The organism is Erythrobacter sp., from assembly GCF_040217515.1.
In the GTDB taxonomy this organism is placed as follows: Bacteria; Pseudomonadota; Alphaproteobacteria; order Sphingomonadales; family Sphingomonadaceae; genus Erythrobacter.
This window is the reverse complement of record NZ_JAVJPT010000004.1, coordinates 180551-195199: the sequence shown is the minus strand read 5'-3', so window position 1 is coordinate 195199 and position 14649 is coordinate 180551. Positions and strand designations below refer to the sequence as shown.

At 66.6% G+C, this 14649-nt stretch carries 14 protein-coding genes; 7 read left to right on the top strand and 7 right to left on the bottom strand.

The genetic code is table 11. The features are described 5' to 3' along the window. Positions 1–837: 837 nt before the first annotated feature. Positions 838–1422 (top strand): pyridoxamine 5'-phosphate oxidase family protein, encoded by a 585-nt coding sequence (locus RIB52_RS04905; RefSeq protein WP_350173511.1) that lies wholly within the window; start codon positions 838–840, stop codon positions 1420–1422. A 17-nt stretch (positions 1423–1439) separates the two neighbouring features. On the opposite strand, the gene RIB52_RS04900 is transcribed toward RIB52_RS04905, so the two are convergent. The 4 genes from RIB52_RS04900 to RIB52_RS04885 form a co-directional block, all read right to left on the bottom strand. Then, positions 1440–2138, bottom strand: coding sequence for a GGDEF domain-containing protein (locus RIB52_RS04900; protein WP_350173509.1), 699 nt, complete (start codon positions 2136–2138; stop codon positions 1440–1442). A 99-nt stretch (positions 2139–2237) separates the two neighbouring features. After that, positions 2238–2753: a hypothetical protein gene (locus RIB52_RS04895; protein ID WP_350173507.1), complete on the bottom strand. Its 516-nt coding sequence runs from the start codon at positions 2751–2753 to the stop codon at positions 2238–2240. Positions 2754–2857: 104 nt separating this feature from the next. Beyond that, entirely contained in the window at positions 2858–3268 is a 411-nt protein-coding gene (locus RIB52_RS04890) for a BLUF domain-containing protein (protein WP_350173505.1), read from the bottom strand. 420 nt (positions 3269–3688) lie between these two features. Further along, positions 3689–3952: an acylphosphatase gene (locus RIB52_RS04885; RefSeq protein ID WP_350173503.1), complete on the bottom strand. Its 264-nt coding sequence runs from the start codon at positions 3950–3952 to the stop codon at positions 3689–3691. A 144-nt stretch (positions 3953–4096) separates the two neighbouring features. Between RIB52_RS04885 and RIB52_RS04880 the strand changes: the two genes are divergently transcribed. Then, positions 4097–4519, top strand: a complete 423-nt coding sequence (locus RIB52_RS04880) for a hypothetical protein (protein ID WP_350173501.1) — start codon at positions 4097–4099, stop codon at positions 4517–4519. A gap of 173 nt (positions 4520–4692) precedes the next feature. After that, positions 4693–5454 carry a hypothetical protein gene (locus RIB52_RS04875; protein WP_350173499.1) on the top strand — a complete coding sequence of 254 codons (762 nt, stop codon included), beginning with the start codon at positions 4693–4695 and terminating at the stop codon, positions 5452–5454. Between the two features lie 7 nt (positions 5455–5461). Here the strand turns inward: RIB52_RS04875 and ettA are convergent, their stop codons facing one another. After that, the gene (ettA, locus tag RIB52_RS04870; RefSeq protein ID WP_350173497.1) at positions 5462–7135 is read right to left on the bottom strand and encodes an energy-dependent translational throttle protein EttA; all 1674 of its coding nucleotides are present in this window, start codon (positions 7133–7135) and stop codon (positions 5462–5464) included. 119 nt (positions 7136–7254) lie between these two features. On the opposite strand from ettA, the gene RIB52_RS04865 reads away from it, so the two are divergent. From RIB52_RS04865 to RIB52_RS04850, 4 genes are all read left to right on the top strand, one after another. Continuing rightward, complete coding sequence (locus RIB52_RS04865) at positions 7255–8685, top strand: M28 family peptidase (protein WP_350173495.1); 1431 nt, start codon at positions 7255–7257, stop codon at positions 8683–8685. Between the two features lie 51 nt (positions 8686–8736). Next, a complete protein-coding gene (locus RIB52_RS04860) occupies positions 8737–9246 on the top strand; it encodes a DUF421 domain-containing protein (RefSeq protein WP_350173493.1) in 510 nt (169 codons plus the stop codon). Between the two features lie 249 nt (positions 9247–9495). Then, complete coding sequence (locus RIB52_RS04855; protein ID WP_350173491.1) at positions 9496–10731, top strand: glycosyltransferase; 1236 nt, start codon at positions 9496–9498, stop codon at positions 10729–10731. Then, complete coding sequence (locus tag RIB52_RS04850; RefSeq protein WP_350173489.1) at positions 10728–11903, top strand: flippase-like domain-containing protein; 1176 nt, start codon at positions 10728–10730, stop codon at positions 11901–11903. Before RIB52_RS04855 ends, RIB52_RS04850 begins: the two co-directional genes overlap by 4 nt. Positions 11904–11910: 7 nt before the next feature. Here the strand turns inward: RIB52_RS04850 and RIB52_RS04845 are convergent, their stop codons facing one another. Together RIB52_RS04845 and RIB52_RS04840 are read right to left on the bottom strand one after the other, a co-directional pair. Further along, a complete protein-coding gene (locus tag RIB52_RS04845) occupies positions 11911–13104 on the bottom strand; it encodes a DUF1501 domain-containing protein (RefSeq protein WP_350173487.1) in 1194 nt (397 codons plus the stop codon). A 5-nt stretch (positions 13105–13109) separates the two neighbouring features. Next, complete coding sequence (locus RIB52_RS04840) at positions 13110–14585, bottom strand: DUF1800 domain-containing protein (protein ID WP_350173485.1); 1476 nt, start codon at positions 14583–14585, stop codon at positions 13110–13112. Positions 14586–14649: the final 64 nt, after the last annotated feature.

The following is a 14649-nucleotide window of genomic DNA, read 5'->3' as shown; positions in this document are numbered from 1 at the left end:
GGCGTTCCGCCCTGCGCCCGGCGCGGCGCTCGGTTCGCCGCTCTGCGCGGCGGTCGCGGGCTCGGTCGGTGCGATCCACGCGTCGCTCGCTTCGGCGCTGCCTGTCGAGCCGGTCGGCGCGGCGTTCACCCCGGCGGATGCGCCGCTCGGTGCGTTGTTCGAGCCGGTCGCGGGATGGGCGCCCGGCCCTAGGCCGGCGATCGCGCGAGGCGCGGCGTGCGCCTTCCCGGCGAGGTTGCACCCGCTCGGGACGCGCGCGCTCCGGACGTGACGACCGGACGACGGCCGGACGCTGGCGACGGACCTGGCGGCGCGCTTCGCGGCGTTCGCTGCGAGCCTGCGAAGCGCGCGCCCTGCCGGCCCGCTGCCTCTCGGTTGCACGCGCGCGTGTCCGGGCTTGGGCACGCTGCCGTGCCCCGGCTCGCGATCGCGCCTGCGATTTCGTGCGTGAGCGCGCCTGGCCGCGGGCGGCACGGCGCTGGGTGCGCGCCTCCCTGCGGGCCGCGCGCCGTTCGCCGCGCGGCTGCATCTCGCTCGCGCCCGACGCCTCGGCAGCGGCAGTGGTTGCGGCAGCGGGGCCGGGTGCTGCAAGGGCGGCGAGAGCCAGGGCGAGCGCCGATAGCGCGGTTCCTCGCATCAATCGGGTGATGTCCATGTGTGCCTCCAGTTAAGCCGCCCCACCACACACGGCATGAGTGATAGGGCTTGGTTAGCCCATTCGCCCTGTCGGCTGCCTGAACCATTGCCGCGCGCTCCCGTTCAGCTTTCGGCATGTTGACATGAAATCGGTCGCAGCCGGTTGATCCCGCCCTGCCAAGCGCGCACAGGGTGGCATCCATGTTCGACAATCTCGACGATGTCCGCTCCGACCTCACCGCCCGCCTCGTAAGGGCCGCGCGCGATCGCAAGTCGCCGATGCACACCCCGGCCGTCGTCAGCGGCGATGTCGATGCGCGCATCATGGTCCTTCGCGCCTTCGACAGCGCCGCCTTCACCCTGCGCTTCCACACCGATACCCGCGCGCCCAAGGCAGCCGCTTTCGCCGCCGATCCGCGCGCGGCGGTGCTGTTTTACGACAAGGGCGCGAAGATCCAGATCCGTGCGCGCGGGAGTGCGAGGGTGCTGGCCGATGCGCCCGTCACCGAACAGGCATGGGCGAACGGCAGCAATTTCGCCCGGCGCTGCTATCTCGGCGAGGGGCCGGGCACGCCCGCCGATGGACCGACCTCCGGCTTGCCGAGCGAGTTCGAGGGGGTCGAGCCGACCGACGAACAACTCACTGCGGCGAGGCCGAATTTCGCCATCCTGATGGTCGAGATCGAAAGCCTCGACTGGCTCTACCTGGCGCATACGGGCCATGTCCGGGCCGGCTTCGAGCGCGGCGCGGACGCTGCTTGGCAGGGACGCTGGCTCTCGCCCTGACCGCTGGTGCGTGCCCCTCAGGCTGCTTTCATCGTGGCGGTATCGCGGCCCGGAGCGGGCGGAGGCAGGAATAGCACCTCCTCGATCTCGCTTGCGGTTACGACGCAATCTTCGCCGGCGCGATGCGCCGCCTCGAGCGCACTTGCCGCCCGTTCGCGTGTCGCGGCGATGCTTTCGCCCGAGCGCCCTTCTGCCACGCCGAAGCGCGCCGCCACCCGGATCGGCCCACCCACGCCGGGAATGCGCGCATCTGCCAGCGCCCGGCGCAGCCGCCGGGCGACCCCTGCCGCATCGGCCTCGCGCGCATCGTCAAGGACGATCACGAAGCCGTCGCCCCGGATCGTGCGCAACTCATCGGTGCGTCGCAGTCCGGCGCGCATCACCCGGGCGACGGCCTGCCTTGCTTCCTCGCGCGCCCGCCGTCCCATGACCGGGCCGGGCACGTCGAGCCGCTCGACCCGCGCCTCGAGCACGGCGGTGCGGCGCAGCGGACTCTCCGCGTGCGGACCGGCCGGGCGACATGCGCGCTCGAAGCGGCGTCTGTCGAACAGCGCCTCGATCGATCCGCCCGCTCTGCCGAGAGGCGCGTGGGCCATCGGCTGGCGAAGCAGGGCGAGGACGGTGAGCCCTAGCGCGAGCGCGATCGCCGAGACCAGCCCCGCAGCCGGATCGATTGCGAAGAACGCGGCTTCTCCGCCGGAATGGTTCCCTGCCATATGCGCCCCCTTTTGTGCGGCCCTTTGGAAAAATGCGGGGTCGTTGGTTAGAAAGGCGTTAACACAGCGCTCTGTCCATTTCGGCCTGCCACGCGGCCTTCAGAACTGGTCGCCCGGCGTGACCGCCGCCAGCACTCGGCGCAGGGTGAGGTAGATCATCACCACCGTCGCCGCCATCATGCCCACCATCGCCACCGCACCCGCGAACAGCGCGTCGTAGAGGACCTGGAACCAGCGTTCGGGCATGTCCTCGAATTCGCCGACCGGCAGGGTGAAGGCGAGCAGAACGATCAGGGCGAGGAGCAGCGATCCGGTCGCGAGCTTGGCCACCATGTTGACGTTCTCGTAGGCTTCGCGGTTGAATTCGGTTTCCAGCCGGTCGATCATCCCGACCATGGTCAGCATCAGGGCGAGCGTGGTGGCCGAGCCGGTGACGATGGCCGATCCGAGATAGAGGCCCGCGCGGCTGAGCGCCTCGAGCAGCTGGCGCGCCTCGGCCCCCGAATAGACCCCGCCGATCGCGGCATGCGCGCCCCAGCCGAGCGCTGCGACGGCGAGGAATGCGGCGAGCGGCCAGAGGCGGTTCTTGCGCAATTGCCTGGGCAGGTCGGGCATGGCAGCGAGCTAGGGCTTGCGTTTCATGCACGCCACCATGCGCGGGGCAGGATGGGGCAGCGAAGCGACGAGGGGCGTTGTGCGGAGCGGACCCGGTGGCGGCCTCAAGTCGCTGCGCCAGCGGCGCGCGCCTTTTCGGCAATCCGGCGGAACAGGGCCTGCAGCGCCTCGGGACTGGCGCGGTCGATCGCCCCGTCCTCGACCTCGTCCTTGGAAAAGGTCATCGAGGGATTGGTGTCGTCGAGCATGTCCCATTCGGGAACCATCCTCTCCTCGACTTCGGCCGACATGGCTAGCTTCACCTCGGTGTGCCGGTCATCGGCGAGGATGCGCTGATAAAGCGCGTCGATCGCCTCGTCCGGGCCTTCGACCAGCTGGATATACATGTCCTGTCGGCAGATCAGCGCCCCGGTGATGCCGTTCGCCCGGTTGTTGCGCCGCGCCGCGCTGAGGATGCCGGCCAGCATGGCAGAATCGAAGCCGAAGGGCTGTGAGCGGTAGATAAGCTGCTTCATGGCGGCGTTCCTGCTGTGTGGGGGGACGATGATAGCACCTGCGGGGCGGGAAGGGCCAGCGGCTTGCCGGGGGTGGGTCGGAAAAACGGGTCCGGCGGCGCCGAAAAAGGTTACAAAGGTGACACCCTGTCACCTTTTCCGGCGGTTGATTTGGTATTTTGAATCAGGGGGATGGGCCGGGAAAGACCAAGCGGACGGACAGGGGGAGGGAGGCCTTTTCGCCTCGACCGGACCCCGGGATGATACCGCGCAGGCGCGGCGGGGCAGGGCGGTGCAATCCAGCGCGGACGACGGGCGGGCGACGGGCGGACAACGGGCGGACGATGGGAAGGAGCGGGCGGCAAAGCCACCGGCGATCATACGCGGCGCGCCCGAAGTAGGAAATCCGCCGCGCCGCACGGGCACGAGCGGGAAGCCGCGTCAGCGCCGCTCGAAGCGGGAAAACCCTTCGGGCGCGGCGTCTTTGCGCTCGATCCGCTCGACCCGTGCGCGAGGCGGGCCGTCCTGCATCCGCCCGATCATGGCCTCGACCGTCTCCGCCTCGCCTTCAAGGTGCGCCTCGACCGTGCCGTCGGGAAGGTTGCGCACCCACCCCGCAAGCCCGAGCCCGCGCGCGGTGCTCACGGTCCAGTCGCGGTAGAACACGCCCTGGACGCGGCCGTGGAGGATCAGGCGGGTGGCCATGGCCGCAGGCCCTAACATTCGCCGTGCCGCGTGCGAAGCCCGGCGCGGCTGGCCCGGCTAGGGGGCAATACGAGGGACGCGCGATCCCCGCCTTCACCCCTTCGCCTGCAGGAAAGCAGGCGCGAACACATAAGGAGAGGCCGCATGTCCATCCACGACACGTCCCTGCACGATCCGTCCACGATCGAGAGGGCGAGGGGTATTCTCGATCCCGACCGCATCGTCGCAGGGCTGAATTTCACCGACACGATCGACGCGGACCAGAAAGCGATCATCGCCGAATTCCTGATCGAACAGGCCGACCGGATGAAAAGCGGGCTCGCCGACATCGAGGACGACGAGGACGCGGCCTATTTCCTCGCGGTGAAGTATGTCGAATGCAAGGCGGGCTGGATCCAGATGAATCTGCAACTGAATTACCAGACCGTGCTGAAGGGCGAGAAGGACGAATTCCTGTTCAACAAGGCCGCCGCGCTGGCGGGCTTCCTCGGCCGGATCGAGCCGGTGGTGTCGGAGGACGACCTTGGCACGATAAACGAAATGCTGCTCAGGCGGATGCGGGGGTGAGGGGGAAATAAACCGTTGCCGGGAATACCAAAGTTGCATGGGCAAATTTGAACATTCAAGGGTTCGCAATTCTCAGCGGCCTTCGCTAATATCCGCCCGTGCGGGTCATTGTCGATACAAACTGTCTTGAGAGCCTAGAGTTTGCGACGTTCCTCGGAGAATCGCTAGAGAATATGGCCGTGCTTCCCGAGCACACGATAGTTGAGGTATTCCGCCCGCGTAAAAATGAAGCGATATTCTCGTCATTCCGCGTGCTGTCGCGCTATCCCAATCAGGTCGTGATACTCAAAGGGAATAAGAGGATTAGTCGTATAGACCCTCGAGGAGCGGGCATGGCTAACGCCTTCATAGATAAGCAGCAAACGCGGTCCTTTCCGGCTTTCACCGAAGCAATTGGGCGAGCTTCCAAGGGAGACTCGTGGTGCCTTGCGCAACTTGAGCAACGAAGGGGTTGGGCGCTCGAACGATCAAAGAATACGCAGCAAGCGATCGGCGATCAAAGTGATGCGTTGGCCGAGTTGGTATCGAATTTTGAGGGGCACGAGCTAAAGGAACTTAGAGCCGGACGCTCTCTAAAGAGTGAAACTCGACAAAAGATATTGGCCCTGACGACCGACTTGGCTGACTATATGCAGGTTACACAATTTGGAGGTGTGCACATTTTTCCGCCTCCTTACAGATATAACCAATTTGTCTGGCGCTACACGTTATGCCATGTCATCCAAATGATGCAACTCGTCCGGCAAGGTTCGAAGCGCCGTGCCCCTGAGAAGGCCAGGAACGACCACTTCGACAATGTTTTCGCCACCTTCGGCACGTTTTTCAACGGGGTGATGACAAATGACTTTGGGACGTTGCTTACTCATGAGATCGCAAGAGTTATCCTTCGCTCACTAGGGGCTAGACTGGCCTCGCCGTATAACGCCGTCGGCTAAGCGTCCTTCACCGCGTCAGCTTCTTATACGCCAGCCGCGTAGGCCGATCCGCCGCATCGCCGAGCCGGCGCCGCTTGTCCTCCTCATACGCCTCGAAATTCCCCTCGAACCATTCGACGTGGGAATTGCCCTCGAAGGCGAGGATGTGCGTGGCGAGGCGGTCGAGGAAGAAGCGGTCGTGCGAGATCACCACCGCGCAGCCCGCGAAGTTCTCGATCGCGTCTTCGAGCGCGCCCAGCGTTTCGACGTCGAGGTCGTTGGTCGGCTCGTCCAGCAGCAGGACGTTGCCGCCCTGTTTGAGCATCTTCGCCATGTGGACGCGGTTGCGTTCGCCGCCAGACAGCTTGCCGACATTCTTCTGCTGGTCCTGCCCCTTGAAATTGAACGCGCCGACATAAGCCCGCGTCGAGACGTCGTGGCCGTTGACCTTCATGTAGTCGAGCCCGTCGGAGATCTCCTCCCAGACATTGTTCGACGGCGTGAGATCGTCGCGGCTCTGGTCGACATAGCCGAGATGCACCGTGTCGCCGATCTCGATCGAGCCGCTGTCGGGTTCTTCCTGCCCGGTGATCATCTTGAACAGGGTCGACTTGCCCGCGCCGTTCGGCCCGATCACGCCCACGATCCCCCCAGGCGGCAGCTTGAACGACAGGTTCTCGAACAACAGCTTGTCGCCATAGGCTTTCGAGATGTTGTTCGCCTCGATCACCTTGCTGCCGAGCCGTTCGGGCACCTGGATGACGATCTGCGCCTTGCCCGGCTTGCGCCCGTCCTGCGAGTTCTGAAGCTCCTCGAACTTGCGGATGCGCGCCTTCGACTTGGTCTGGCGCGCGGACGGCGTCTGGCGGATCCATTCGAGCTCGCGCGAAAGCTGTTTCTGGCGGCCGCTTTCCTCACGCGCTTCCTGTTCGAGGCGCTTGGCCTTCTTTTCCAGATAGGTCGAGTAATTGCCTTCATACGGATAATAGGAGCCGCGATCGAGTTCGAGGATCCATTCCACCACATTGTCGAGGAAGTAGCGGTCGTGGGTGATCATCAGCACCGCGCCGGCATACTCTTTCAGGTGGTTTTCGAGCCAGGTGACGCTTTCGGCATCCAAGTGGTTGGTCGGCTCGTCCAGCAGCAGGATCGAAGGCTTCTGGATCAGCAGCCGGGTCAGCGCAACGCGGCGTTTCTCCCCGCCTGACAGGCTTTCAACGCCCATGTCGGAGGGCGGGCAGCGCAGCGCCTCCATCGCGATTTCGAGCTGGTTGTCGAGCGTCCAGCCATCGACCGCGTCGATCTTCGCCTGGAGCTCGGCCATCTTGTCGCCCAGCACATCGAAATCGGCGTCGGGTTCGGCCATCTGCGCGGAAACGGCGTTGAACTCCTCGACCAGCTCGGCGGTTTCGCGCGCCCCGTCGCGCACGTTTTCGAGCACGGTCTTGGTCGGGTCGAGTTCGGGTTCCTGCGGGAGATAGCCGACCGTGATGTTCTCGCCCGGCCATGCCTCGCCGCTGAAATCGGTGTCGATCCCGGCCATGATCTTCATCAGGGTCGACTTGCCCGCGCCGTTGGGGCCGACAATGCCGATCTTCGCGCCCTGGTAGAACTGCAGGTTGATGTTGGAGAGCACCGGCTTGGGAGCACCGGGAAAGCTCTTGGTCATGTTCTTCATGACGAAGGCGTATTGCGCGGCCATCGGAAGGGTCCTTCGGATCAGGTCGGAGTGGGAAACTTGTCCGTGCAAATAGGCGGAGCGGCCCTGTCGGGCAAGTGGCGCTGGACAGGCCGTGCGCCTCGCCCTAGCAGCCTTGCGCCATGACCAAGACACTGCTTCCGCTCGCCGCCGCCCTGTGCCTCGCCGCGCCGCTTTCGGCACAATCGCAAGCCGATGCGCCGGGCGGTCACGTCGACCTCGCCGTCGCCGCTTCCGAGGCCCTGGAGAATGACACGCTCGCCTGGGATTTCGTCGAAGGACTGACGACCGAGGTCGGCCCCAGGCAGGCCGGGACCGAGGCCGAGCGCCGAGGGCGAGAATGGGCGATGGACTGGCTGCGCGCACACGGCTTCGCCAATGTCGCCAGCGAGCCTTTCGCAATGGACACCTGGGTGCCGGGCGATGTGTGGAAGGCCCGCATCACCGCACCTTTCGCACAGGAGCTGATCGTCCAGCCGCTCGGCAACAGCGCTGCGACGGCAGAAGGCGGGATAGAGGGCGAAGTGGTGTTCTTCCCCAGCGTCGATGACCTGCGGGCCGCCCCGGCGGGGAGCCTTGCGGGCAAGATCGCCTATGTCAGCCACCAGATGCGCCCGGCGATGGACGGGTCGCATTACGGTTTTGCCGGCCCCGCGCGCTGGGTCGGCGCTGGGATTGCCGCGAGCAAGGGCGCGGTCGCGACGGTGATCAAGGCCGTCGGCACGGATCATCACCGCAACCCGCACACCGGGGGAACCAGCTTTCCCGAAGGCGTCGATCCGATCCCGGCCGCAGCGATGTCCGTACCCGATGCGGAGAATCTCGAGCGGATGTTCGAGCGCGCCGAAGGCAGGCCGATCACGCTCCGCCTCGAACTCAATCCGCGCCGCATCGGCACGACGATGAGCGGCAATGTCGTCGGCGAGATCGTCGGGCGCAAACCCGATCTCCCGCCCGTCCTGCTCGCCTGCCACATCGACAGCTGGTGGAATGCGCCGGGCGCTTTCGACGACGGGGCCGGTTGCGGAATCATCACGGCTGCAGCGCTGAACGTCGCGCGCACGGGCACGCCCTTGCGCACCATCCGGGTGCTGATGGCGGGGGCCGAGGAGACGGGGCTGTGGGGCTCGAAAGCCTACAGCGAGGCGCATATCGACGAGCCTATCGCCGTCGGGCTCGAAAGCGATTTCGGCGCAGACCGGATCTGGCGGTTCGAGAGCAATTTCCGCCGGACCAATCCCGGTCTCCATACGAAGCTCGCCAAAGCCGTCGCGCGGTTCGGTGTCGCGGATTCGGCCGTGGTCGCGACCGGCGGCGCGGATCTCAACATCGTGCGCGACCAGGAAGGCGCGCTGATCGACCTTCAGCAGGACGGGACGCGCTATTTCGACCTGCACCACACGCCCGACGACACGCTCGACAAGATCGATCCCGCGCAATTGCGCCAGAACGTCGCGGTATGGACGCAGGTGGTCGGCATCCTCGCCAACGAACCGCGTGCAATCCGCGATGCAGGCACGGTTCCCAGCGCGCCGGCCATCATGGACCGGTAAGCCGGATACCGCGCCCCCTTCTCCCGTTGGAACGGAGAAGGGAGAGAGTGCATGTTTGTCGAAGCACCCGAATACGATCTCGCCTTGCGCGGGCTGATCCTCGGCGCGGCCGGGCTTTTGTGGGTCACGGTACTCATCCGCCTGAACGGTTTGCGCTCGCTGTCGAAGATGTCGAATTTCGACTTCGTCATGACCATCGCGCTCGGCAGCCTGCTTTCGGGGGCGGCGCGCTCCAGCGAATGGAGCGGTTTCGCCCAGGCGCTGCTTGGCATGATGAGCCTGTTCGCGCTGCAATGGCTGATGAACAAGGCGCGGATGCGATCGAAGCGGTTCGAGAGCCTGGTGCAGAACCATCCGGTCATCCTGATGCGCGGCGGCGAGTTTCGCTGGCCTGCAATGGAGGCGACGCGGGTGACGAAAAGCGACATTCTCGAAAAGCTGCGCATGTCGAACGCGACCGACTTTTCGAGAATTCATGCCGTCGTGCTTGAGACGACGGGCGATGTCTCGGTCCTGTATGGCGACGGGCTGGACGAGCGGCTGATCGAGGGGCTCGACTAGGGCCGATCTGCTGCCGGCACGGGGTGCTGGGCGCGTGATGTGACCAACCTGTCAGAACCGGTCCAATTGCCGGTCAGCGAAATGCAATGGCGGCTTAACCGAAAGGTCACGGCTGCGACATGGAGGGCGGGCATGGGGGCCGGATAACAATCTCGCCGGGGACGTTGCGCGTGCCGAGAGGCATGCAGCCAAGGCTCCCGGCCCCTTGCCGGGCCTTGCCTCGCGCTCGGCCCTTTCGGAAGCGCGACCATGTCCGAAAACCTTCTCGTGTGCGATCTCACCCAAAGCTGGTCACCGACCGGGGGAGGCGGCATTTCGACCTATCTGCGCGAGAAGAGAAAGTATTTTCAGGACAATCGCGAGCACCGGCTGCTCCAGATCGTGCCCGGACCCGAAGACCGCATCACGGTGGAAGGCCGCACCATCTTTGCCGAAGTGGGCTCGGGTCAGGTCTGGGGCAGCCCGAACTATCGCTGGATCAGCCGCAATGACGCGGTCTTTGCCCTGCTGCGCGAATACCGGCCCGACATCATCGAGAGCCTGTGCCCCTGGGTCCTGCCGTGGATCGCGATCCGCCACCGGCTGCGCTTTCCCGACACCGCGCTGGTCGCGGGCTATCGCACGGATTTTCCCAATTCTCAGGTTTACCGGGTGATGCATGACCTTGCGGGCCATCACCCGGCGAATTTCTTCAAGCAGGTCGCCTATTTCTACGCTTGGATGACCTATCATCGCTTCGACCGCGTCTACACCCTCAACCGCGAGGCGCAGGCGATGCTGGGGCGGCTCGGCTATCGCAATACGGGCGTGCTCGGTCTGGGTGTCGACGCCGAGCGTTTCTCGCCCGCGCGGCGCGACCCCGGTTTCCGCGCCAAACTGGGCCTGCCGGACACGGACGGCCCGCTGCTGATCTATGCCGGCCGGCTCGACAACGAAAAGCGCGCCTATGTCCTGACCGAGATGTTCCGGCAGCTCCCGCGCGAAATGGGCGCGGCGATGGTCCTGATGGGCGACGGCAAGCTGCGCGAGACATTGATGGAGGAGGCGAAAGGCCTTCCGGTCGCTTTCCCGGGTTACGAGACCGACCGCGAGGCGCTCGCCACAGCGCTCGCTTCCTCGGACATCTATGTCACGGGCATGGCGGACGAGACTTTCGGCATTTCGGTGCTCGAGGCGCAGGCCTCCGGCCTTCCGGTGGTGGGCGTGGCGAGCGGGGCCATGCCCGAACGCGTGCCCGAGGGCACCGGCCTGCTCGGACCCGTCGACGATCCCAAGGTCATGGCCGAGAATGTCGTGCGCATCTGGCGCGAGGATTATGCCAGGACCCGCGCCGCCGCTCTCGCCCTCTCCGCCAGGCACAATCGCTGGCCGCAGACCTTCGAACAATTGATTGATGTGGAATATGCCGAAGCGTTAAAGGCACGCGACGAACGCCGCGCAGGATTGATCCGCGGCCGGTTGAAGCGAGCGCTGAACTACTCTTGACCCACGAGACGCCGCCCGAACTGCATTTTCCCGAGGACAACCCGGGTCTCTCCCCGGAAGAGACTGGGGATTTTCCCGGGTCCGGTTCGACCGCGCCGGGCGCGGCGAGCGGACGGTTCGCCCAGCTGCGTGCCGCGGTCCCGCAGCGCACTTTGCGTATCGCGCTTTATGTCCTGCCGCTCGTCGCGCTCGCCAATGTCGCGGTGCTGGTCTGGTCGCTGGCCGGGGTCGATCTTTCGCGCGCCATCGCCCGGGGAGAATTGCTCGCCCTTGCCGCCCTCCTGGCCTTCGTGCCGATGCTCGCCAATGCCGCGCGCCTTTCGATCTGGAGCCGGTTCCTGGGGCTCGGCCTCGGCTTTTCCGGCGCCCTCAAGGTGATTACCGGCACTATGGTGACCAATTCGGTCACTCCCTCGGCCACCGGGGGCATGCCGATCAAGCTGCTTTTCCTGGTCGGGGCAGGTGTCGAATCCCGCCGCGCAGTGACGCTGATCTCGTTTCAGGCGGCCGAGGACATGGTCGTGATGGGCGGGCTCGTCCTGCTGTGCCTCGGCTTTTCGGGCTTTGCGATGCTGGAATTCCTGAGCTCCGATCCGGCCCTGCTGGAGCGGATTGACATGACGGTGCGCACGGCGAGCCTCGCGCTCCTGTTGAGCCTCGCCGCGCTGGCCCTGCTCGCGCTGGTGGTGGCGGGCGGGCTGCTCGGCAGCAGGGTGAGGCGCTGGGCGGCGCGGGCCGGTCGACGCGTGCGCGATTTTCTCGCGCAGGTGACGGGCGATTGGGCGGCCGCGTGGCGTCGGGGCAAGGCCATCGCGCTGGTCAATCTCACGCTCGCCGCGCTGCAATGGGGGGTGCGCTTTTCGGTCGCGGGGCTGGTGCTGGCAGCCTTCGGGGTCGAGTGGCACCCGGCGCTCTACTGGCTGCTGCAATATCTGGTGCAGTCGATCAGCTCGCTCGTCCCGACACCGGGCGGAGCGGGAGGTGCGGAGGCGGCTTTCCTGCTCCTCTTCGCGCCGTTCGCACCCGTAGACGCGCTGATTCCCGCGATGAGCGCGTGGCGACTGCTGCATTTCTTCCTGCCGCTCGGCGCGGCGGCGCTTGTCTTTACCCTGCTTCACCGCGCTGCGGGCCGGACCCTCGCGCCCGGCAGCCGCGCGCAGCCGGCCGAATAGGCGCGCTTCAGCCGCGCACGAGCCCTGCAAGCGGCGGCGCGCTGCGGCCCGGGAAGAGGCGCGCCATGGCGGACTTGGGGTCCAGCCCGAAATGCTCCGCCGCTGCGCCTGCTAGCACGCTCTCGAGCGCGATGGTCGGGGCAAGGTCGCGCCCTTCGTAAAGCGCGCTTTCGGACAGGCCGGGCCAGTCGGCGATCACCCGCCGCCCCGCCACCGCGCCGCCCATGGCGATTGCCGCGCCCGCGGTTCCGTGATCGGTCCCGTTCGTTCCGTTGAAACGCGCCGTGCGACCGAATTCGGTCGCGACAAGCACCAGCGTGCGGTCCCAGGCCCCGCCCATCGCCGCGCGGTAGGCACCGAGCAGCGTGTCGAGCTGGCGCGCGGCGCGATTGAACTGGCCGGGCTGGTTGGCATGGCTGTCCCACCCGCCCAGCTCGATCATCGCGATCCGCGCGCCCTCCTCCTCGCGCATCAGCGAAGCGGCGAGCTCGCCAGCAGCGCGGGCATCGCGCAGGTTCTTCAGCTCGCTGCCCGCGGCCATGGCGCGCGTTTCCATCGCCTGCGTCCACAGCCGGGCCAGTTGTTCGTCACCCGCATAAAGCTTCGCGACCCGGTCCATGAAATCGCCGCTCGCCTGCGGAAGGGCGGAAGGCGCGTAGGTGGAGGCAGGCGCAGCCCCTCGCAGGGCGAGCGGCATGGTCGGTGCGATGGCGAGCGCGCTCGGCGGCGCGCCCAGCGCATCACCCGCGAGGGCGACCAGCCGGTTCACCCAGCCGTCTTTCGTTCCATAGGGCACAGCGCCCCCGGTTTCGATGAGGTTCTGACCGTCGAAATGCGACCGCTCGCGATAGGCGGTCGCCGCGGCATGCACGAACAGGGCCTCACCGCGTTCATAAGCGGCGCCGACCGCGTCGAGCGCGGGATGGATCGCGAAGAACCCGTCGGCCCGGCGCGCCGCAGCATAATCGGGCAGCGCACGCTCGCGTAAGGGGGCGAAGCCGGGGTCCCCCACCGGCGCGAGCATGGCAAGCCCGTCCGCCGCGCCGCGCAGCAGCACGAAGAGCAGGTTGCGGCTCCCGGGAGCGCTTGCGAAAGCCATGCGCGGCCATGCCAGGCTCGCTGAGCCCAGCGCCAGCGATCCGGCAAGCACCGAGCGGCGATCCATCGAATTGGCGATCGTCTCGGCCGTCCTGTGTCCCATGTCCGTCACCTCCGCATCATTTCGGGTGCCACCAGCAGCAGGCCGAGCGCCTGCCGCCCGCTTTCCGCGCGGGAGAGCCAGCGTCTCGTATTGTCGCTGAGCGTGCCGGGAAAGGCCGTCTCGGCGCGCGCCATGACATCGCCCGCGGGCACATTGCGCGCGATTCGTTCGGCGAGTTCCACCCGGCGCACAAGCGCATCGGGCCCGGCCCAGCTGGCGGCGAGATCGTCATATCCGGCCGGCGAGGGCGCGCGCCAGGGCAATTGCCCCAGTTCGCGCAGCGCGCCCGCGATGCGCCTGTCGTCAAGCTCATCTACCCCCGTCAGGCGCAGCACCGAGACGAGCCATTCGAACGGGGCGCGATACTTGGTGGGATCGCCGACCCATGTCTCGGGCGAACGGTAAAGCGTTCGCGCAAGGCTCGCGAGATCGCCGCCGGTTTCGAGGAAATCCCGCTCCAGCCGGGCGACGAGGGACGGCGGGGGAACATCGCCCGCGAAATGCCGCGCGAGCTTGGTCGCGACATGGCGCGCGGTCGCGGGGTGGGCGGCAAGGTCGTCGAGCACGGCAAGTGCCTGTTCCGGCCCGCCCTCGGCATAGGGCCTGCCCATGATGCGACGTGTGCCGGGCTCGTGCGCGAAGCGGACAAAGGCGGCCCCGCCCGGCTGCCGCTCGGCGAAGCGATCGACCCGGCGCAGGCCCGATATAGTCCAGCCTGTCAGGGCGCGGGCGAATTCGGTCACGTCGCCCTGAGAATAGCCGCCATCGACCCCGAGCGTGTGCAGTTCGAGGATTTCGCGCGCGAGGTTTTCATTGAGCCCGCGCTCGCGCCCACCGCCGGTCCTGCGGCGGGCGAATTGCTGGAAACGCGATCCCGGCCCGATCGACTGGAACTGGTCGAGATAAAGCAGCATGGCCGGATGCAGCACGGCGGCCTTGAGCAGGTCCGGGAATTTGCCCAGGACAAGCGGCCGGATCGCGGCGAATTCGTGATTGCCGACCTGGTGATGGGTTCCCGGCTTGGCTACCGAGACGCTGAAATGGTTCGACCAGAAATGCACCAGCCGCTCGACGAATGGGGTTTCGCTGCGCACGGCGGTGTTAACCCGGATGGCGATGTCGCGGCGAAGGATTTTGCCTCCGTCGAGATAGGCCCGGCGTATATCGGGCGGCAGGTCGGCGAGCGGGCCCCGGCCCATCGAGCCGTCCCCCGCCTGCGGGCTCATCATCATCGCATCGGCCGGATCGCCTGCGCGCTCGCGCATCATGCGGTAGCGGCGGAGTGCTTCGAGGATGTCGCCCGCCCGGCCCGAGCTATCCTCGCGCGCGGCGATCGCGGGCGGGGCGGGATCGAAGCGGTCGATTTGCTCGGCGAGCTCGGCTTCGGCCTTTCCCTCGCCCGCGCCTGCCGATCGGGCCAAGGTGCCGCGCCAGCGCAGGCCGTAACCGAACCGATTAAGAGCTATGCTTCGCCTGGTCATGCCTGCCTTGCCCTTTCCTGCGCGGGGGCCTGAGCCCGTTCTTCCTGACAGGATGCCGGACGGG